Origin of the sequence: Azospirillum sp. SYSU D00513 (assembly GCF_017356015.1) — a bacterium.
In the GTDB taxonomy this organism is placed as follows: Bacteria; Pseudomonadota; Alphaproteobacteria; order Azospirillales; family Azospirillaceae; genus Azospirillum.
Genome location: NZ_JAFIQV010000047.1, coordinates 1 through 18,873, shown reverse-complemented (window position 1 = coordinate 18,873; position 18,873 = coordinate 1). Strand labels below are relative to the sequence as shown.

The following is an 18,873-nucleotide window of genomic DNA, read 5'->3' as shown; positions in this document are numbered from 1 at the left end:
GCCTCAGCCGGCGAGGTCCATATCATGCCAGCCGTGATCCTCCATCTGGTTCTTGATCTGGATGACCGCGGTCTTGTGGATCTGGATCGATGACAGGCGCTTGGGCTCGATCTTAAGCTTCTTCGCCGTGGAGTCCAGGAAGGTGCTGTCGACGCCGAGGATGAACTTGGTCCCCATGTTGGAGAGGATCTCGTCGGTAAAGTCGCCCAGCCCTTGCGACGAGAGGATCATCCCAAGACCAAACTTGCGCGCTTCGCGGGCGATCTTCGAAAGCACGTGATCCTTGTCCTTGGTGACGAACTTGTGGCCTTCGTCGATGCAAATGAAAAGCTCGGTTTGGCCCTTCTCACCGGTGCGTCGGGAGTCCTCGAAGAGATCCTCGGCCACCATGTCGACGACCATCTTCTGCTCGTCCGTGGACAGAGCCGACAGATCATAGCGCCAGATGGACGAAGACGGGTCGAACTGCGGCGCTGTAGGCTTAAAGATACCCGTGCTCTCCAGGTTACACAGGCGCTCGTAGCAGCTCTGCAGGACCTCTTTGGAGGTCATTTTCAGCAGGCTGTCGATCTCATCTCCACTCTCCATGGAATGGATGAAGCGGGCAAACAGCTCCTTACACTTGTCCTGGAGCTTGCCAACGTCGGCCCCTCCTGCCCCTTCGCCTCCTTCTGCAGAGCGCGCTGCATTGACTGCACCCGCTTGTTGAGCTCCTCGAGCGCGCTGACCGCCTCCCTCGTCCCTTCCAGCTGACGCACGGCGCCGGTGATCTCCTCGATGATCGTACGAGCTTCCTTGCTTTGCTCCTCATCCTTGAAGCGCTTGGAAAGGTCATCAAGCGCATGGACACATTCGCTGCTCGTGCCGAGGAACACCTGCAGGAGTTTGTGCTGAGCGAACTTCCGGAGATCCGCAACGGTGGGGTATCGCTTGCGATTGACCGCACCCCTGCGGGGATCGAACTCCAGCGACCAGGTCTCGGGCTCGTCCGCCAGGAAGCCAGCCTTGGCATAAAGGTCAGTGAGGAGGCTTTCCACAGCATAGACCTGCCGATCGCCGAGCTGCCGTCCAAACCGGTTCATGAGTGAAAGGAAGAATTTGACGCGCTTGCGCACACCGCCGAAATCGGGGTCTTCGGAGATGCGGAGCGGGTTGAGCCCGACGTTGGCCGTTTCCGAGAAACGGACGACGCTTTCGCCCTGGATCCGCATGTCCCCATGGGGGTCGAGAAAGATGAAGCGTACGTCTGGATTGATGAGACTCATGCCAGCCATCAGGCGACGCAAGCGCGTCGTTTTGCCTGAACCGGATGGGCCGACGATAGTGAAGTGTCCGTTCATGACGCGCGAGGCGTCCCAGTAAATTGGCGCTGCGTCGACGCCAGCTCCCATTTTTTCGGTGCCGAACTTTATTCGCACTTCCACCCTCCAGAAACCGAACTGACTTGCTGGTGTAGCCGATCAAGACGGTGCAAATCGCTGGAGAAAAGTGACGTGTATCAGCATCAATTGGCTGGATTCGATCGACATCAGCGCGGAAGGCAAATGCTTACACCGTTGCGACGTCGCAATTGAAGGCCCGGAACGGGAGTGAAGGACGTGCAGTTCCCATTGCGACGTCGCAACGCTCCGTTCCGCGCGAAAGTGATTCGGGAATGCGATGTGATCCCGCGTTTACCGGTGCCATCGAGAGGCACCAACACACGGCTTCAGTTGCGACGTCGCAATGCTTTGTTCAGGCGGAATTGCCTCGGTAGTGCATTGCGACGTCGCAACGAGCAACGCTCATTAGGTCTGAGCTACGATCCAGACGAAGCCGCACGAACATGACCCGACGACGGAGCGCTAATCGCGCAGTATTCCGTTGATGCGCTCACGCAAAGCCCGGAGATCCTCCCTTTGTTGATCATCGATCGACGCTAGATCCTCTCCTAGCTCGTCGAAACTCTTCATAAGCTTTGCGACGCTTGCGCGTATGATTTTGACAGGTACCGGGTGTGGGCGACGCGATTGATCAGGTGTTATAGGGCCTGCGGGGAGTTTATCGCTCAGTCCGCTATCAGGAGGAATCTCGCCTCTGCTGCCAATACGTTTGCGAGCCTCTCGAAGGCCCTTCACCGTGACACCCTCTTTGATGAGGTTCCATAATTCAAGGCGAGTATCATTGTTGGTTTCGTCAACGAGTTCAAACAGCATTGATTTTCCGGCCTGTTGCCGATAGTGCGGATACTCTTGGATAATGGTATGGGGAAGCTGCAGTAGAGACAGCAGGCGCGCTGCCTCGGAGCGAGAGAGTTGAGTTGAGGAGGCGATCTTCTCAAGCCCATATTTATGCTGTTCTGAGAGCCTCATGAGCCCATTTGCTATCTCAAATGGATCAAGATCTTCACGCTGGAGGTTCTCAATCAACGCCAGTTCGGGTGAATCCTTGTCTTTGACAAGGATCGCAAAAATGGTCTCCAAACCCGCAATCTTCGAAGCCCGGAGGCGGCGCTCACCCCAGACAAGAACGTAACGGCCAGGCGATCCCTCCGTTACACCGATTGGCTGGCGCAAGCCAAACTCGGAAATGGAATCAGCAAGACCCTTTAGCTTTGCGTCATCAAAGAATTGCCTCGGCTGGTCAGGGTTGGGGTCAACCTGATCAACGTCGATTTCAATGACTTGAGGATGGTCCTGTGAAACCTTGAACCGAGGGTCATGCACATTCGCCTGAGCTGCCCCAGTCACTGCATTTGCAAGCATGTTGCTGCCGCGCGCCATAAAGCCCTTCTTAGACATTTGCAGCACCCTGGCGCTGCTCGTTCATCAAGGCAATCAAAGCGTCGGAAACTTCATGATAGCTCCCGGCTCCCGCTGCCTTAGGCTCCCCCATCAAGGTTGGTTGTCCAGCATATGAACTCTGCGGGTACAGCGTTGACGAAGGAATTGGCGTGAAGATCCTGGCTCTATCTCCCCAAAGCTCTTTGATCTGTCCAAGAACCACTTGGTCCACAGAATGGCTAGCTGCAAACATTGTTGGCAGAATTCCCAAAATCTCGACTTTAGGATTGACGCGCCGTTTGACTTTGGACAGCGTGTCATGAAGCATAGGGATGCCCAGAGCTGCCATTGGCTCAGTCTGAACCGGCACCAAGACATAATCGCTGCAATTAAGCGCGTTGATTGTCACGTGCCCAAGGTTAGGAGGGCAATCAATAATGATGATGTCATACTCGCCTTCGACTTCATTGAGCTTCTCGCGAAGAAGCAAATTGCTGTTCGGATCGGCTGCCAACTCCGCGTCGGCCTGAGATAACCGAAGACTGGAAGGAAGCAATCCGAATAAGCCGTCGCACACACGGATGATTGAGTCGGCCGTAGGTTTGTCTTTCAGAATCACGTGATAAAGAGTGCGCTCCTCTTGATCGAGAGCATATCCATCAGCCCCTAAATAAGCCGTTGCGTTCGCCTGTGCATCTGCATCGACGACTAGGACCCTCAAACCCTTACTTGCAAGGAGATAGCCAAGGTTGACCGTGCATGTTGTCTTCCCGACACCTCCTTTTTGATTGACGACAGCAAGCTTGGTGGCAGCTCTAGCCTTATCGCCGTCCGTTCTAATGAGAACTGGAGCAGGAATTGAAGTGCCACGGGGTGCGATCGATGCCTTATCTAAAAGAAAAAGCTTCACGTTAGCAGGAATCGACTCGTTTCCGTTCTCCCACCGTGAGATCCGGTTTCGATCGTATTTTCTTCCTATCTGTTCATTGAGCCAGAGGGCGAACTCCTCTTGACCGAACGTATTCGCTTCGCGAAACGCCTTCATTGCTTCGCCGGTAAATTCAGAATGAGTCAATTCACCCTCCGTGAGAGCCGTTCGATTTCGGAGGATGCTGCCAGAGCCAGCTTTAAGCGTCAAGAACCGGAGTGACGAAAAGCGTCACTGTCACGTGACGTAGATCGTCACCCCCGCACCGTTGTTGATAATGTACCGGGCGCTAGCTTGACACCGAAGCTAACGGGGACGACGTCGGCGCGATATGAGCCTGTGAGGAGGCACGATCAGAATGCTGCAAGCCTACCTACGGACTTGAGCCGCCACGGTGCACCATGTCTTATCAAGCGCCCTACAACCTCGTTAACGTGCACCTGACCATAGAGGACCAGGATGTTTCGATCTTCCTCAGCCTCAATCGCCTTTGCTACCATCTCCTCACGCATGGATGTGATCGCTGACGGCAGGATCTGCTGCGCATACTCACCGGAGGCCGATACTGCCAGGACGATCTGCAGGGCCGCCTTGACGCGATCCTGAGCCCAACCAGGCATCTCATCGAACATCTGCCGCGCCTCGATCAGATCGATCGCGGCTCCCTGGTCGGATCTGGACGGGGCACCGGTTCGTGAGGCGGTAGGGGAGGGGAGGGCGGCCAACAGCTGGGACATAGTGACATCGACGTTGCGGACATCCGGCCCAGGTGGGCCGAGCAGGGTCGCATTGTTCTGGAGGACCAGGCCGTCATCAAGGATGGGCGCCATGACCTCGTAAGGGTGCTGCTGCTGGACGGAAGGGGAGGGGGGCCACTCCGTACCGAGGCGACCGAGAACCTCCGACATGCCAGCTGACTGCTGACCTGGCTCCTCCTGGATCTCCTCATAGAAGACCATCCAGCCTTCCGAGCGCCGGCGGGCGACGTGGTTCCGGATCTCCGCATAGAAGGAAGGGGAGGCGAGATGGGCCATGCCCTGCAGCTCGACCTGGCGAACGCCGTCGGTCAGGAGTAGACGGTCCACCTTAAGCGGGACGAAGTCCGCGATCAGCGGCAGAGCGGCGATGATGCCGACGACCACGCCAACGGCCGTTGCTGGGATCGCAAGGATCAGCGCGAGCGAGAAGGCGAGGGCGCGAAGAATGTGTCTCATCTGTCCATTCTAGACGGCGCAAGAGGTGCATTTCGCTGCCAAAGATGCATTCCGTCATGGCCAATTGCTCCTGCCCAGAGTTGGTGAGAAACTCGCAGGAGGCCGCCGCTGGACAGCGAGCCGGCTACCGGCTTTTGGAGACACCTGGGGCGTTGTGATGCAGACGCTTGAATGGTCTAACCTCGTGCGCTGCGTGCGAAAGCTTCACGGGCTCACAGCCGCGGAATTCGCCTCTATGATCCAGGTTGCCCCTGAGATGGTGCAGCGGTGGGAGCAGGCCACAGACCTGCCGGATACTGCAGCCCAGGCGACGCTAAGAGACCTGATGACAGGTCACTTCAAGAGCCATCCGACTTTCCTTGGCATCAAGGCGTTGGTGCAAGCTACCGGGCAGATGTCAGCCCTCTACACGCCGGGAATGATCGTTCACACCGTGTCATCTCCTCTGGAGAGGCTCTTTGCGTCCTGCCGCTTCGACGTGATCGGCTCCTCGATGTTGTCGAAGTTCGATGGCAGAGCAGGGGACATGGTCGAGAAATATGCGATCCCGATGCTCGAAGGGCGGACCGACATTCTCTCGATGTCCTATACGGACCGCGGAATTGCCGACCCGCGCATGATCGTCCGCCAACAGGTCTCAGTCATTCCTTTGGACGGTGTGCAAGTGCTGGTGACCGTAGGCCATCCGCTCGGCACGAGCGCGAGCGCGGAAATACCCGACCTTGACCTCCGCATCACCACAGCAGATGACGTTCGAGGCTAGGGCGTGCCGCCGGGTTTTGGAGCTTCTGCCTGGTGAAGACGACTTTGCAGCCTCTGAATCAGCCAGACGCGAATTGCCCGGCTGAGAGGGAGGGCGGGATCGGCGGCTTCTGTCTCGGTTGCGATGCGTGCAACAAGACTGCGCCAGCTGGTACCCAACTCGGCCGCCACGCCCTCTAGCGCAATCCAGAAGATCGCCTCCAACTTGACGCTGGTGCGTCGGCTGGAGAGATTCACCGTGCGAACCACCCAGGCACTGGGGTCCGGCGCAGCAGGTCTGTTAGGTAGCTCCGATCCGGTCTTCTCAGTAAGCAAGCGAGCGACCCTTCAGACGCTAGAACGAACCTGTGCGATCAAGCGTCGCCGGTGTTGGCCCGGTCCATCGAATTGGCAACAGCCTTGAACATGTCGAACATCGCTCTCCGGGCCTCGGGAGATACGATCTTATGGTAGGCCTTAGCAAGCTCCAGCGTCTCACGCTTGTACAACAGGTCGTAATCCTCAGGCCGAGATTCATGTGGGGACGACGGTGCCACCACGGTCTGTCCGTCGGGGGAGAGGTTGTCGAAGAAGAACGAGATTGGCACATCGAGCGCCTTGCTGAACTGCCACAGCTTTGAGGCCGAAACCCGGTTCCAGCCCTTCTCGTACTTCTGAACCTGCTGGAAGGTCAGCCCGACGGACACGGCGAGCTGGGTCTGGGTGATGCCCATCAGGGTGCGGCGCAGACGAATGCGCCCCCCCACATGGACATCGACCGCACTCGGGCTAGCGGCCTCGCCATCAGTGAGAGTGGCCTTCCGAATACCCTTGGGCATCCTGTGAACTCCGAGAGCGATGTTGCCTTGTTTAGGGGCGGAGCCTGAGCCGACAACAATGAACATCGTGTTAACGATGGCGAGCAAATGCACGCGGGTAGGGCAGGGGAGGGGGCAGAGTTCGCACCCGCCCTACCCTACCGGGCGACGCTCGGGAAACTCACAACGGCTCATGCGCAGCTCACAGGTCGGTGATCCCCGGTGCATTGTTCGGCCTTGGCCCCGGTGCGGGCTCCTCTGGTTGGAGGGGGTGCTTGCGTCGTATGATGATATCACCGTTCGGCAATTCCTCCGGCAGCTCATAGGGCACTGCCGCTCCAAGGGAAGTAGCAAGCTCTATGGCGCGTTTCACCGCCTCCAGAATGTAGGCCTCGGCTTTATCGGCTAGGATTTCAGGTAACTCGGGAGCGGGCTTCTCCTGAGCATGTCGGTGAAGCCCCAAACCACTCTGCGGGCTGCCGTTCACTGGGATCGTCAGCACCAGACCGATTGCAAGAGCGGAAACCGCAGCAGGGCTACACAGGATCATGCTGAATGACCTTCTGTACACAGCGTCCGGCGGAATGCCTAAAGGCCTCCGGCCCACGACGGACGCGAGTGAGGATTTCCAGCGACGGACCACGCAGCCGGTGCACGACGATCGGGGTTTGGCTATGCCTGCTCAGTGTACGCTGGTCGCGAGTGCGCCGGAAGGGCACAGGGAGGCTTCAACGCCGAATGCGGCCCTGCCTTACCGGCCAACGCTCAGGAAAGCACGAAAGGCCTCGGCGGCTTCAAGGGTCACGTCGGGGAAGTGAGCGCCGCGGGTGCCAGGCTCAGCCGTCGTTGTCGGCTGATGCTCGTGTCTGAGATGGACCAAGAAGCTGGGCGCGACTGCGACGGGCTCCGGCTTCGGCGGCGGGTCGTAGAAGTGGAGCGCCAGCTGCCCGTTGGGCTCGATCGCATAGGGCAGGCCGGGAAAGGTCCGGCGTTCTGCACCGGGAAGCACAAACTGCTCGCCAACGTCCGTGAGTTCGAACACCGCCATTGCCGAGGCACTCCCTTGCGCCATCTGTGACCGGCCCAACGCCTGCGCCAAGCTTACTCGCGTAGGGTCGTTTCGTCAGCAAAACGTTGGGGGAGGATATGGCGCAACTGGCACAAGGCTTGGTTGGAGGCGTCACTCCTGTCCCCGAGACACCCGGAACCAATGCTCCGCATACTGCCGGCACATCTCGGCCTCGACGGCATCACCGGCGCGTTCAGCTTCGGTCGCCCGCACAAGCCACTGAGTTTGTTTCTGCTGGGCAGAACCATTGATCCGAAGCGACTGAGCGCCCCCACCTTGCACTGGGCTCGCTTGCGGGCGTCGGTTGAAATGCGGCTTGGAAAAACGGGGTGAGTTGGAAGGAGGAGCCATCAGATCATTGCCTTTGCGTTTCGCATCCAGGCTCATAGCAAGCCGTCGAGCTTGCGCTGTACAGGACCTTTCCTGAGGCACGGATGCTAGGTGATTGCGCCGTGTTTTGCGTGCCACAGTACCGACATTCGGCGTAGTGACGCGACAAGACGGTGTCTGGTATAAGCCCGCGTCGTTGTAACTGCCCTTCTGAAGCATCATGCGCCGTTCGCCTGCCTTGATAGGTCCTGACCACGAAGGCTGGTGGACCGTCTATGGAACGGACGGGCAGTGGGTCGCTGAGTGCTCCACGCGGCGAGAAGCTGAGTGGGTTGCCCACCAGGCTGAAGCTAAGCGGGCTAACCACATCGACCGGTCTGCGATCTCCGAAGCGAACACCCTCGTTTCCGCGGTGTCAGAGCAATGGGACAATCGACGTCGCTCACGACGCACTTGAGATAGTTGGCCCCGGGGCTACAAGCTTACAAGATAAGTTTTCGGCACGAACTTGCCTCGTTGAGTAAACTCGTCCTGTAGCTTCACTCCTGGCAGCGCGGTTGAATGGCCGTGGAGCAGCCACGTCTCAAAACTAGTGGGAGCAATGACATCGCATCATCGCCAAAGCCCTGCAGATCCTAAGTTTTCGGAATTTCAGGGCCAGAACCCGGGGAAAGAAGGGAAAAAACGGTATCACAGTACCTTGTGCCTTCGCGGCGCAGCCGGCCAGGGGGAACCGGGGCCAGGGGGCGGCCCTCTCGTGTACTATATGCATATCACATAACTTTTAAAAAACACCAAATGGAAACTAAAGTATCGCCCCTCCGGGCGACAAGCTAATGATAGCAAAAAACCGATGCCGCAAGGATACGGACGTACGAATCCCAACCATTATAGGGTGACTTTGGCGCACAAATCGGCGTGAGGGTGCAGTCCGCGGCAGACCAGCCGTTGATCAGGTGACCTTAAAGGTAGCCGGCATGCCCAAGCTGGTCATGATGTTCATGACCTTACAGCCGACGGCGGCCTCGAGCTTCTGGGCAGGCAGAGTCCGAGCGAGCTGGCTGCGCCCGATCACTTGCTTGTAGCGCATCATCGCCACCTCGCCCAAGGATTGGCGGCCGTACTGAACCGCCCGCTGCCATCCGAGCCGACCACGCTCATTGATCAGCTGGATGTGGCGGTCGCGCGGTGTGCGGGCGCTTGCGATTGTATCGCTCGGCACCGCGTTTGAGCGCGGCGGGATGATCAACTCCGCAGTGGAGCTGTGGGAGGTCACGCAGTGATAGACGGGTTCGCCGTCGTAGGAACCGTCCGCCAGCACCGTGCCGATCGGGCGCGGGATCTGATCGAGCAGCGGACCGACCAGCGAGGCGTCGCCCTCCTCGTTGCTCGTCAATGCCGAGGCGAGGATCTCGCCGGTGCCGGGATCGACCGCCAAGTGCAGCTTCCGCCACGTCCGGCGTGCCGTGCCGCCGTGTTTCTCCAGGTGCCACTTGCCCTTGCCAAAAACCTTCCCGGTGACGGGCGCGCGGGATCTTGTGACGACGGGGCTCATTGGCCTTGTACGGCATCTGGCTCTCAGCTTCAGCGGGACGCCTCTATACCTGCCGGAACCATGGCACCGCCAGCCTTGGGCGAATCACGCGCCAACGTCCCCGATGACCTGACGCAGTGGCGGGGCTGGCCGGGCAGCCACCAGCGGCCGGTCCTGGAGGGCGGGCTCGTCGGTGTGGCCCAGATCCCGTGCACCAGGCGTCGGCGAGCAGCTTACCGTAAGTCATTGAATTTAATGAAGGGGTTCTGTGCCAACGCAATGCATTGGCAGGCCTGCGGAGAGCTATCGTGAGCCAGGAGGACGCGTGAGGCTGAAGAGATGATACCAAAGAATATGAACAGTTCTGAGACCGCAACAAAAAAACCGGCGCCTCCCCGCCGTCGCCCGCTGTCCGAAAATTCCGCTTTCTAGTCGTGCTGGATGCAGGCGGAGGGGCGGGGGTTTTGCCGCACGATGCCAGCAGGGTAGGGCGGTTATCGGCGAGGCTTCGCGCCATCTTTCGCGGCTGATTGGGGCGCCCAGCGTTGCTCGCGAGGTGCATTGCCCATGGTGTGCCTGAGGATCCTCGGGCATGGGTGGGTGAGCGGGCAGGGCAGGGCGGCGCCCCGGATGGAGAATGCGTCCATGTTCATCCGGGTGGATAAAGCCAACACACATTCTGTACAAAGGGGGCTGGCGGAGGTTTCGCCCTCCCAAAACCATAGGACATCCCATGGCCCTCGTCGCCTACGCCCGTGTCTCGACCGAAGAGCAGTCCACAGGTTCGCAACTGCTCGCTCTCAAGCAGGCAGGCTGCTCGATCATCTTCGAGGAGCATGCCTCCGGTGGTGATCGTGACCGCCCGGTGTTGGCGAAGGCACTGGCCAGCCTCAGTAAGGGCGACACACTGGTAGTGGCGCGCATCGACCGTCTGGCGCGTTCACTGTTCCACCTGCTGGAGGTGATCGACGGCTTGGGGCAGCGCGGCATCGCCTTCAAGTCACTGGGCGACCCGATCGATACCACCAGCCCGCAGGGCCGCTTCGCGCTCCAAGTTCTGGGAGCCGCCGCCGAGTTGGAGCGAGCGCTGATACGCGAGCGCTCCATCGCTGGGCTCAAGGCCGCCGTGGCAAAGGGAAAGGAGCCCGGCAACCCCGGCCTGCGTCGCCGTGACCCTGCGGCATTGGAGAAAGCGCACCAGGGCCGCGAGTCCGCCCGCGACGATTTGGTCATCGCGCACGCCCAGGATTACCTACCGACCGTAGAGGCGCTACGGCCGACGGCACCGTGGGACCAGGTGGTGCGCGCGCTGAAGGGGCAGGGCCGAAGCCGACCCTGGGACGGCAGGCCGTGGACGCCCAACAGCCTGGTCCGATCCGTGCGCCGGCTGGCCGCAGCGGGCTTGGTCCGTCAAGACGTTCTCAGTCCGGCTCCCAAGCGGGTCGATAGCAACGATCTTGTGTTGATGGTGGCGGGGTTGGCGCGTGCTGAGCCCGGTATCACGCTGGACGGCATTGCGCGGCGACTCCAGGGCATGGGACAGCGCACCCCCCGTGGCGGCTTGCGGTGGAGTCGCTCGTCAGTAAAGCACCTGCTGGATCGCGCCAAAGAGCAGGGCTTGGTGCGCGAGGCGGAGAAGGCATAGGATGAGGTTAGCTGCCCCTGAGGTGGAGCAGCCTCAAAGGTTCATTGAGGCACTCGGTATTTTCTCACAGCCCGTTTTGAAAGTCATGGTGATGGCAGTCGCTTTCGGTTTGGGTGAGCCAATCGGTGGATCCTGAGGCGGATTGCGGCCAGTGTGACCATGGTTTCGGACACCTCCGGCAGCTGTTCATAGTCCCTGCCCAGGCGCCGATAGCGACCAAACCGGCCGAGCGTCCTTTTGACCACCCATCGCCGTGGCAGGACGGTGAAGCCGGTCCTGGCATTCCGGCGCACGATGATAAGCGTCAGGCCGAGCAGGAAGCAGGCGAGCAGGACCGACAGCCGATTGCAGACGCTGTTGGCGAAAACAACCTCCAGCCAGCAGTACAGGCGCTTGATCCGTTTCAGCAGATCCCCGGCGCTGTCGGCGTCCTGGAGGTTGGCGGCGTGGACGAGACCCCCAGCGGCAGGCCGCTGGTCTCGACGGCGAAGTGGCGTTTGCGCCCCAGACCTTGTTGGCCGCGCCATAGCCGCGATGCCCCCTTTTTCCGTCGTCTTGACGCTCTGGGTGTCGATGATGGCGGCTGTCGGGCTGGCCTCGCGCCCTTCCTGCTCGCGCAACATGACCAGCAGATGGTGGCGCATGGCCTCCCACACGCCCGCCTTCTGGAACGCACGCATGTACCCGTACACCGTCTGCCAGGGCGGGAAGGCCGGAGGTGGCGGAAGATGGCGCCATTGGCAGCCTGTACGCACAACGTAGAACAGGCCGTCCAGCATGCGCCGCATGTCTGTTTTCCGTGGCCCGCCACCAGCTTTGGCCGGTGGAGTCAACGGTTCGAGCAGACGAAACTGATCATTGCTGAGCGCTTGGCCGGATCCAAAGTCCCCAACCAGAGCGCGATCCGAGGGTGTCCACATCGGCGGCCTCCAGACGGGAAAAACATCCTCTGAACAGCCGGCACCCTCATCCCGCACCCCCACTCAAAAGGGGCAGAGGCTGCTTTCAAAACGGCTCTGAGATAAGTAAGTAGGGCGCCCATACCCTGGCCGTACAGGAACGTATCGGCAAAGAGGTCTGAACCGCGCCGGGTTTCCCGGAGGCTATTTTGGTTGAGTCACGCCGCCATAGCGACGTCCTCGGTTTGAGCATAGTAGCGCGCTTCGGCCTCAGCGGGAGGAATGTTGCCGATGGGTTCGAGGAGGCGCCGGTGGTTGAACCAATCCACCCATTCCAGGGTGGCGAACTCGACGGCCTCTAGGGTGCGCCATGGCCCGCGGCGGCGGATCACCTCGGTCTTGTAGAGGCCGTTGATCGTCTCGGCCAAAGCGTTGTCGTAGGAATCACCGACGCTGCCTACGGAGGGTTCGACACCGGCCTCGGTGAGGCGCTCGGTGTACCTGATGGCAACGTATTGCGACCCGCGGTCGCTATGATGAATGAGGCCGCTGCCCTTTGCCGGCCGGCGGTCGTAGAGCGCCTGCTCCAGGGCATCTAGCACGAAGCCGGCATGGGCTGTGCGCGACACCCGCCAGCCAACGATGCGGCGGGCGAAGGTGTCGATGACGAACGCCACGTAGACGAAGCCTTGCCAAGTCGCGACATACGTGAAATCCGCCACCCACAGGGCATTCGGGCGGGGTGCCTGGAACTGGCGGTTCACCCGGTCAGCGGGGCACGGCGCCGCCCGGTCGCCGATCGTGGTGCGCACCGCCTTGCCGCGGGTCACTCCCTTCAGGCCCATCTGCCTCATCAGCCGGGCCACCGTGCAGCGCGCCACGTCCATGCCCTCCCGCCGCAACTGCCGCCAGACCTTGCGCACCCCATAGACCTGGAAGTTCTCATCCCAGACCCGCCGGATAGCCACACTCAGCTCCGCGTCGCTTCGCGAGCGGGCTGGTGCCTTTGACGGATCAGCTTGGCGAGCAGCATGGGCGCGGTAGGTCGACGGGGCGATCGGCAGCACTTTGCAGATCGGCTCGACCCCGTGGACGGCGCGATGCTCATCGATGAAGGCGATCATTTCCTGAACGGGCGGTCGAGCTCCGCCTGGGCAAAATACGCCGACGCCTTGCGAAGGATCTCGTTCGCCTGGCGCAGCTCCCGGTTCTCCCGCTCCAGTGCCTTGATCCGCTCCTGCTCGTCCGTCCTCGGGCCGGGCCGTTTGCCCTGGTCACGCTCGGCTTGCCGGACCCAATTCCGCAGCGTCTCGGGATTGCAGCCGATCTTCGACGCGATCGAACTGATCGCCGCCCATTGCGAGGCGTGCTCCCCTTCGTGCTCGAACACCATCCGAACCGCGCGCTCGCGGACTTCAGGAGCGTATTTGGGTGATGCCTGTTTCGTCATGATGACCCCACTCTCTCAGAAAATGGAGCCTCCGGGAAACCCGGCGCGGTTCACTACTGTGGCGGCCGGTCCAACTGTTCTAGGAACTTGCGTGTCCGCTCTACGCTCTCACGGGATCGCTCCAGAGAACGCCGATAGCACTCCAGCAGCTGGGTAGCTGAGAAGAGCAGCTCATCGACTGCTATGGTTGATGGCGGCGACTTGTCCATGAGCCGAAAATGGGGCTGCTTTGCTGCGTTGCCATATCGCTGGCGCCTTATGCCAATGTACGGAAACGTACCAAAAGGCAGAGGCGCCGTGGCTCCGGGCATAAGGAAGCCCACCACTCCGGTGCAGTTGGAACGGAGTGGCGGGCTAAGTGCACAAAGCAATGCCCGGTAAAGGGCGCCCTCAGCTTGCTCCACATTGCCAGCCGATGAACAGCTGTGAGGGCGGCTTACCCTGTCTCCGCCCAAGCGCGAAAAAGCCCGCCTCCGAATCGAGAGGCGGGCCAAGTGGATACGGGTCGTAGGGACGCCCGGCAGGAGCGGCCCCGGCTCGGAAACCGGCTGACGGTCGGTGGGTTCCGAAGACGCTGCTCACCTACCCCGAGCTGCGCGAAAGTGGTATCGTTTCCGCTCACTCAATCCAGGAGGCCACGGTGAGCGCCCAGGAACTGCAACGCCTACAGAATGACGCCGAAGGCAACCCCGAACTGAAGGCATCCATTGCCCAGGCTGTTTCGGAGGCAACGGATGCGGCTGGTGCATCGGCCGCCCTGAAGGCATGTGGCTATGACGTCACCGAAGAGGATCTTCAGGCCGTCAAGGCAATGGAACTGAATGATGACGCTCTGGATAGCGTGGCCGGCGGTACAGGCTTCGGCCAGAACTCGTTCCTGGAATTGGTGTTCCCCGAGTACGCCCACGACCTGTAAGCCGGCACAAGAAAGCCCGCCTCCGGGATTTGACGGAGGCGGGCGGAAGTCTAGCATCAGAGTTGCACTGCTCTTCTGAGGTGGGCCTGCTTGGCAAGGGCTTGGTGGGTTCGCCTCCAGACGGACCATGCGATAATGAGAGCGGGCTCGATCTGCCGCTGAGCTAAGCGGGTGGCAACGCGACGGATCTCCTGCATGGACCAGCGGACCATTGCCGGGGTTCTTTCCTCGTCGTTTTTAGGGGCGCGGCCAGGGTGTCGGCCTTGTGGCGGACCACGGCGAGCAGGGCGAAGGCGAGCATCACCAGCGAGACATGGCGGTGCCAGCCGTGCCAACTCCGGGTCTCGTTGTGATCCAGGCCGAGTTCGTTCTTCGCCGTCTCGAACGCGTCCTCGATCGACCAGCGCCGTCCCTCGACCTGGACCAGAGTTTCCAGCTCCGTGCCGTGCCGACACCAAGTCGTGAAGTAAGCCAGTTCGCCATCGGCGGGATGACGCCGGATCAGCAGACCGCGTGTCCACAGGCCCAGGCCGGCCGGGGCTCCGACGTCCTCCGGATCATTGTCAGCCAGTTCCAAGTAGGCCCAGTCGAACAGGCGCGGACCCTTGGTGCCCTCACCCTCCGACAGGCGTATCCAGTGGGCACGTCCGTCAAGGTGGTGGAAATTGGAAGGTGGTCAGGGGCGTCGTCAGTCAGGCCGCCTTTGTTGAGGGAAGCGGTGTGATGGCGGGCTCGTCGGCTACGGCGATCCCAGTCATGGTTTCGAGTGTCAGGTAACGGTGCTGGAGCTGCCAGTCATCGTTCTTCTCCAGCAAGATTGCACCGACCAGCCTTCGAACGCTGTCTTCGTTGGGAAATATGCCAACAACGTCGGTGCACCGTTTGACTTCCTTGTTGAGACGCTCAAGGGGGTTCGTAGCGGGCTACGCTGTGTAGGGGCTTCACCCGGCACCAGCCCGATCCTTCATGGGCCCTTTTCCACCACCACTCTGGACGTTACCTCCGGTGTACGGCGCGGTTCATGGTGCTTGTACGACATGCGGGCTCTCGGCGGCAGGACTTGCCTCTATACCCAACGCGCCGCCCTCCGGAACCACGAACCGGATTTACGCGACAAAGCCCCAAGAAGACGTAAAAAGACCATTGAAGACACTTATGCGCACTTGCACTGTTATGGTCAGGCTGCACCATTCAGAGGAGTCGCGCGTGCCTACCCCCAAATCGCCCGACAAAATGCAAACCGGCATTCCGGAATTTGATCTTATCCTGCGTGGCGGCCTGCCACGCGAGCGGCTCCATCTGCTGGAAGGATCGCCGGGAACGGGCAAAACGACCATCGCGATGCAGTTCCTGATCCAAGGCCGTGATGATGTTGGAGAAAAGGGGCTCTATGTTTCCCTGTCGGAGAGCACCAGCGAACTTGCCGCTTCAGCGGCCAGCCATGGATGGTCGCTCGACGGAATCGAAGTGTTTGAACTGGTCCCGCTGGAGGCGCAGCTTGATCGCCAACAGAGCATCCTCTACCCGGCGGAAATTGAACTGGGTGAAACCATGCGCCTGGTCATGGACCGTATCCAGGCGCTTGATCCCGACCGCGTGGTGATCGACTCCCTGTCGGAGCTGCGGCTACTGGCCCAGGACCAGCTCCGCTATCGTCGGCAAATCTTGGCTCTGAAGCAGTTCCTGCAGGAACGCCGCTGCACCACGCTGGTGCTCGACGACCTTACCAACCGCGACGGATCCAAAGACCTGCACAGCTTGATGCATACTGTGATCTCACTCGAGCAAGTCGAGCGCTCGTACGGCGCCGCCCGCCGCCGTCTGCGCATCGCCAAAATGCGCGGCGCTACCTACCAGAGTGGCTGGCACGACTTCGCCATCACCTCCGGGGCCGTGCTTGTCTTCCCTAGTTTGATCGCGGAAGAGCATAAGACCGAATTCGAGGCCGGCGAAGTTTCCAGCGGCGTCAAAAGCTTGGACGAGTTGACAGGTAGCGGGTTGGCGCGCGGCACGACCACCATGCTGGTCGGCCCGTCCGGCGTCGGTAAATCCTCTCTCGCGTTGCAGTATGTGGCCGAGGCGGTCCGGCGCGGCGAATACGCCGCCTACTTCTCCTTCGACGAGACTTTCGCGACACTACTGCAGCGGAGCACTGCGCTCGGCATCGACATCGCCGAGGCTCTCAAGGAGGGAAAGCTCGGCTGGGAGCGCGCCAATCCCTCCCGCCTCTCGCCAGGGGAGTTCGTGTGGCAGGTCCGTCGCGGGGTGGAGGACAGGAAGGCGCGCGTCGTGGTCATCGATAGCCTAAATTCCTACCTCAGCACCATGCCGGAGGAGCAGGCTCTAACCCTTCAAATGCACGAGCTGCTGACCTATTTGAACAACCAAGGTGTGGTCACCATCCTGATCCTCGCGCAACAGGGCATTGTCGGCGACGTGCAGAACCCAGTGGACCTCTCCTTCATGAGCGATGCGGTAGTGCTCATGCGCTTCTTCGAGGCCTATGGCGAGGTCCGCAAAGCCATTTCCGTTGTTAAGAAGCGCAGCGGCGTGCATGAGCTGTCGATACGCGAATTCCGTCTCTTCCCCGAGGGCATGCAGGTCGGTCCCCGCCTGATGGACTTTCATGGTATCCTCACGGGTGTGCCCAGCTACAGCGGGTCGCCCGACCCGCTGTTGCGCGATATGACTGAGGCGAACTGACGCTGCCCCATGGACGATCCGATACTTGTTCTGGCACCTGAGGGTCGGGACGCGGAGGTAATCGGCCTCGTATTGGGCGAGGCCGGCTTGCCTACGCTCGTTTGCGCCGATCTCAGCAGCATCTGCCAGAGATTATCCGCCGGAGGCGTCACCGCGCTCATCCTGTCAGAGGGCGCGCTTACCAATGTTCTGGACGAACTGTTGCATTATCTAAAAACACAACCGCCCTGGTCCGACCTGCCTATCATTCTGCTGGGCGCACGCAACGGCCGCGCGGTGAGCGGCCAACGGCGCGCGTTGTTTGAGGAATTGGGCAACATCACGCTGCTCGAACGGCCGATGACCGGGGAGAGCCTGCAGAGCGCCGCGAAGGCGGCAGCCCGTGCGCGACACCGGCAATACCGCACCCGCTCCCACCTGACCCAAATAGCTGAAGCGTCCCGCCTGCTGGAGCGTCGGGTGGAGGAGCGCACGCGTGAGCTTGCCGCCGAGATCAATGAGCGCAAGCGGGTGGAGGATGCGCTTCGTCAGGCACAAAAGATGGAAGCGGTCGGCCAACTCACTGGCGGCATCGCACATGACTTCAACAACCTGCTCCAGGCTATCAGCGGCAATCTGGAACTGCTCCAGCAGCGCCTCAGGAATGGTACGACCGAGGTGGAGCAGTTTGCTCGCTCCGCCCGACTTTCCGTGGAGCGGGCAGCAACCTTGACGCAGCGCCTGCTCGCCTTCGCCCGGCGCCAGCCGCTCCAACCGCGCGCAATCGACCTCAATGGCTTGGTTCTGGGCATGGAAGATCTGATCCGCCGTTCTGTCGGCCTATCGATCCAGATCGATCTGCGATTACCGCCAGATCTTTGGATGGGCTGGGCCGATGTCAACCAAGTGGAAAACGTCCTCCTCAACCTCGCAGTCAACTCCCGGGACGCTATGCCCAACGGCGGGCGCCTGACGATCGCGACGTCGAACGACACCATTACGGCTGTGGATGAGCCAGAAGCCGGGTTGCCTCCCGGCGACTATGTCCGGCTCTCGGTTACCGACACAGGCACTGGCATGACACCGGAGGTGCTGGACCGCGCCTTCGAGCCCTTCTTCACCACCAAACCGCTCGGCCAAGGCACCGGCCTGGGTCTCAGCCAGCTCTACGGCTTCGCACGCCAGTCCGGCGGTCACGCCAAGATTATCAGCAGCCTGGGCCAGGGCACAACCGTGACGCTCTACCTGCCCCGCCGGGATCGAATGGAACACGCCCTGCCGGAGGCCGAGATTGTCAAGGAGGCACCCCGCGCCGCGACTGGCACCATCTTGGTGGTGGAAGACGAGGCGCTTGTCCGAATGGTAATGGTAGAGGCATTGACCAGCCATGGCTATAAGGTCGTGGAAGCGAGCGACGGCTCAGCGGCCGTCGAGATCCTAGAGGCGGGCACGAAGATCGATCTGCTCGCCACCGACGTCGGCCTCCCCGGCGTGAACGGCCGTCAAGTGGCGGAGGAGGCGCAGCGTTTGCGCCCGGACCTCAGGGTTCTCTTTATCACAGGCTACGCCCACAACACCGGCATCGGCGAAGAGCCGTTGCAGCCCGGCATGCAGATGCTCAACAAGCCGGTAGCTCTCGACAAGCTGCTGGCCACCATTGATTCCATGCTCAGAGACAGTTGACGTTCTCTGCCCGACCTCGGATAGGCACTGGATCAAGGAAAGGGGCAAAACCTCCTGCGTTACAGCGGCGTGCGTTGAATCTGAGGCATCCATAACGGCGTACCCGCTTGGCTTGTACCGCCACCAATAGGTTGGACACCGGAGAGTGGTTAAGGGCTACAACTCAGGGCAGCAACTCCCGACTGGGCCAAGAATGCCATCG

General features: G+C 60.7%; 16 protein-coding genes, 3 pseudogenes and 1 other annotated feature. Of the genes and pseudogenes, 5 read left to right on the top strand and 14 right to left on the bottom strand.

Features of this window, described 5'->3' with window-relative positions; translation table 11 throughout:
• Positions 1-3: 3 nt before the first annotated feature.
• The 5 genes from JUB11_RS26550 to JUB11_RS26530 form a co-directional block, all read right to left on the bottom strand.
• Positions 4-552 carry an ATP-binding protein gene (locus JUB11_RS26550; protein WP_207461808.1) on the bottom strand — a complete coding sequence of 183 codons (549 nt, stop codon included), beginning with the start codon at positions 550-552 and terminating at the stop codon, positions 4-6.
• A gap of 2 nt (positions 553-554) precedes the next feature.
• Positions 555-1,418 (bottom strand): DUF87 domain-containing protein, encoded by an 864-nt coding sequence (locus JUB11_RS26545; protein WP_207461807.1) that lies wholly within the window; start codon positions 1,416-1,418, stop codon positions 555-557.
• 426 nt (positions 1,419-1,844) lie between these two features.
• Positions 1,845-2,780, bottom strand: coding sequence for a ParB/RepB/Spo0J family partition protein (locus tag JUB11_RS26540; protein WP_207461806.1), 936 nt, complete (start codon positions 2,778-2,780; stop codon positions 1,845-1,847).
• On the bottom strand, positions 2,773-3,837 hold the full coding sequence (locus JUB11_RS26535; RefSeq protein WP_207461805.1) for an AAA family ATPase: 1,065 nt from the start codon (positions 3,835-3,837) through the stop codon (positions 2,773-2,775). The genes JUB11_RS26540 and JUB11_RS26535 overlap by 8 nt, the downstream gene beginning before the upstream one ends.
• A 206-nt stretch (positions 3,838-4,043) precedes the next feature.
• Positions 4,044-4,904, bottom strand: coding sequence for a hypothetical protein (locus JUB11_RS26530; RefSeq protein WP_207461804.1), 861 nt, complete (start codon positions 4,902-4,904; stop codon positions 4,044-4,046).
• A gap of 235 nt (positions 4,905-5,139) precedes the next feature.
• Here JUB11_RS26530 and JUB11_RS26525 point away from each other — a divergent pair, with 235 nt between their 5' ends.
• Positions 5,140-5,667, top strand: coding sequence for a hypothetical protein (locus JUB11_RS26525; protein WP_207461803.1), 528 nt, complete (start codon positions 5,140-5,142; stop codon positions 5,665-5,667).
• A 352-nt stretch (positions 5,668-6,019) separates the two neighbouring features.
• On the opposite strand, the gene JUB11_RS26515 is transcribed toward JUB11_RS26525, so the two are convergent.
• The 5 genes and pseudogenes from JUB11_RS26515 to JUB11_RS26495 form a co-directional block, all read right to left on the bottom strand.
• Positions 6,020-6,484, bottom strand: a complete 465-nt coding sequence (locus JUB11_RS26515) for a helix-turn-helix domain-containing protein (RefSeq protein ID WP_207461801.1) — start codon at positions 6,482-6,484, stop codon at positions 6,020-6,022.
• Positions 6,485-6,665: 181 nt separating this feature from the next.
• Positions 6,666-7,013, bottom strand: a complete 348-nt coding sequence (locus tag JUB11_RS26510) for a hypothetical protein (protein ID WP_207461800.1) — start codon at positions 7,011-7,013, stop codon at positions 6,666-6,668.
• A gap of 201 nt (positions 7,014-7,214) precedes the next feature.
• A complete protein-coding gene (locus JUB11_RS26505; protein WP_207461799.1) occupies positions 7,215-7,511 on the bottom strand; it encodes a hypothetical protein in 297 nt (98 codons plus the stop codon).
• A gap of 132 nt (positions 7,512-7,643) precedes the next feature.
• The gene (locus tag JUB11_RS26500) at positions 7,644-7,883 is read right to left on the bottom strand and encodes a DUF4167 domain-containing protein (RefSeq protein ID WP_207461837.1); all 240 of its coding nucleotides are present in this window, start codon (positions 7,881-7,883) and stop codon (positions 7,644-7,646) included.
• A gap of 931 nt (positions 7,884-8,814) precedes the next feature.
• A pseudogene (locus JUB11_RS26495) lies at positions 8,815-9,381 on the bottom strand (IS5 family transposase); the annotation flags it as partial.
• A 748-nt stretch (positions 9,382-10,129) separates the two neighbouring features.
• Here JUB11_RS26495 and JUB11_RS26490 point away from each other — a divergent pair.
• On the top strand, positions 10,130-11,041 hold the full coding sequence (locus JUB11_RS26490; protein ID WP_207461798.1) for a recombinase family protein: 912 nt from the start codon (positions 10,130-10,132) through the stop codon (positions 11,039-11,041).
• Between the two features lie 83 nt (positions 11,042-11,124).
• Here JUB11_RS26490 and JUB11_RS26485 read toward each other — a convergent pair whose 3' ends face one another.
• Both JUB11_RS26485 and JUB11_RS26480 read right to left on the bottom strand, forming a co-directional pair.
• Positions 11,125-11,961 carry an IS5 family transposase gene (locus JUB11_RS26485; RefSeq protein ID WP_207461797.1) on the bottom strand — a complete coding sequence of 279 codons (837 nt, stop codon included), beginning with the start codon at positions 11,959-11,961 and terminating at the stop codon, positions 11,125-11,127.
• Positions 11,962-12,158: 197 nt separating this feature from the next.
• Positions 12,159-13,390 (bottom strand): IS3 family transposase gene (locus JUB11_RS26480; protein ID WP_207461796.1). Its coding sequence is split into 2 segments (ribosomal slippage): positions 12,159-13,099 and positions 13,099-13,390, totalling 1,233 coding nucleotides; the frame shifts between segments, so codons are not numbered across the junction.
• Positions 12,990-13,106, bottom strand: a sequence feature (AL1L pseudoknot). (Overlaps the previous gene by 117 nt.)
• 640 nt (positions 13,391-14,030) lie before the next feature.
• Between JUB11_RS26480 and JUB11_RS26475 the strand changes: the two genes are divergently transcribed.
• Complete coding sequence (locus tag JUB11_RS26475; protein WP_207461795.1) at positions 14,031-14,306, top strand: Nif11-like leader peptide family RiPP precursor; 276 nt, start codon at positions 14,031-14,033, stop codon at positions 14,304-14,306.
• A 163-nt stretch (positions 14,307-14,469) separates the two neighbouring features.
• On the opposite strand, the pseudogene JUB11_RS26470 reads toward JUB11_RS26475, so the two are convergent.
• Positions 14,470-14,949, bottom strand: a pseudogene (locus JUB11_RS26470) (transposase); the annotation flags it as partial.
• Between the two features lie 49 nt (positions 14,950-14,998).
• A pseudogene (locus JUB11_RS26465) lies at positions 14,999-15,226 on the bottom strand (transposase); the annotation flags it as partial.
• Between the two features lie 286 nt (positions 15,227-15,512).
• On the opposite strand from JUB11_RS26465, the gene JUB11_RS26460 reads away from it, so the two are divergent.
• On the top strand, positions 15,513-17,009 hold the full coding sequence (locus JUB11_RS26460; RefSeq protein WP_348771513.1) for an ATPase domain-containing protein: 1,497 nt from the start codon (positions 15,513-15,515) through the stop codon (positions 17,007-17,009).
• Between the two features lie 9 nt (positions 17,010-17,018).
• Positions 17,019-18,671: an ATP-binding protein gene (locus JUB11_RS26455; protein ID WP_207461794.1), complete on the top strand. Its 1,653-nt coding sequence runs from the start codon at positions 17,019-17,021 to the stop codon at positions 18,669-18,671.
• Positions 18,672-18,873: the final 202 nt, after the last annotated feature.

Coding starts and splice junctions, on each gene's coding strand:
- JUB11_RS26525 (WP_207461803.1), top strand. CDS start 5,140: ATGATCCAGGTTGCCCCTGAGATGGTGCAGCGGTGGGAGCAGGCCACA.
- JUB11_RS26510 (WP_207461800.1), bottom strand. CDS start 7,013: ATGATCCTGTGTAGCCCTGCTGCGGTTTCCGCTCTTGCAATCGGTCTG.
- JUB11_RS26550 (WP_207461808.1), bottom strand. CDS start 552: ATGACCTCCAAAGAGGTCCTGCAGAGCTGCTACGAGCGCCTGTGTAAC.
- JUB11_RS26485 (WP_207461797.1), bottom strand. CDS start 11,961: ATGTGGACACCCTCGGATCGCGCTCTGGTTGGGGACTTTGGATCCGGC.
- JUB11_RS26505 (WP_207461799.1), bottom strand. CDS start 7,511: ATGGCGGTGTTCGAACTCACGGACGTTGGCGAGCAGTTTGTGCTTCCC.
- JUB11_RS26540 (WP_207461806.1), bottom strand. CDS start 2,780: ATGTCTAAGAAGGGCTTTATGGCGCGCGGCAGCAACATGCTTGCAAAT.
- JUB11_RS26455 (WP_207461794.1), top strand. CDS start 17,019: ATGGACGATCCGATACTTGTTCTGGCACCTGAGGGTCGGGACGCGGAG.
- JUB11_RS26500 (WP_207461837.1), bottom strand. CDS start 7,883: ATGGCTCCTCCTTCCAACTCACCCCGTTTTTCCAAGCCGCATTTCAAC.
- JUB11_RS26490 (WP_207461798.1), top strand. CDS start 10,130: ATGGCCCTCGTCGCCTACGCCCGTGTCTCGACCGAAGAGCAGTCCACA.
- JUB11_RS26515 (WP_207461801.1), bottom strand. CDS start 6,484: ATGCCCAAGGGTATTCGGAAGGCCACTCTCACTGATGGCGAGGCCGCT.
- JUB11_RS26530 (WP_207461804.1), bottom strand. CDS start 4,904: ATGAGACACATTCTTCGCGCCCTCGCCTTCTCGCTCGCGCTGATCCTT.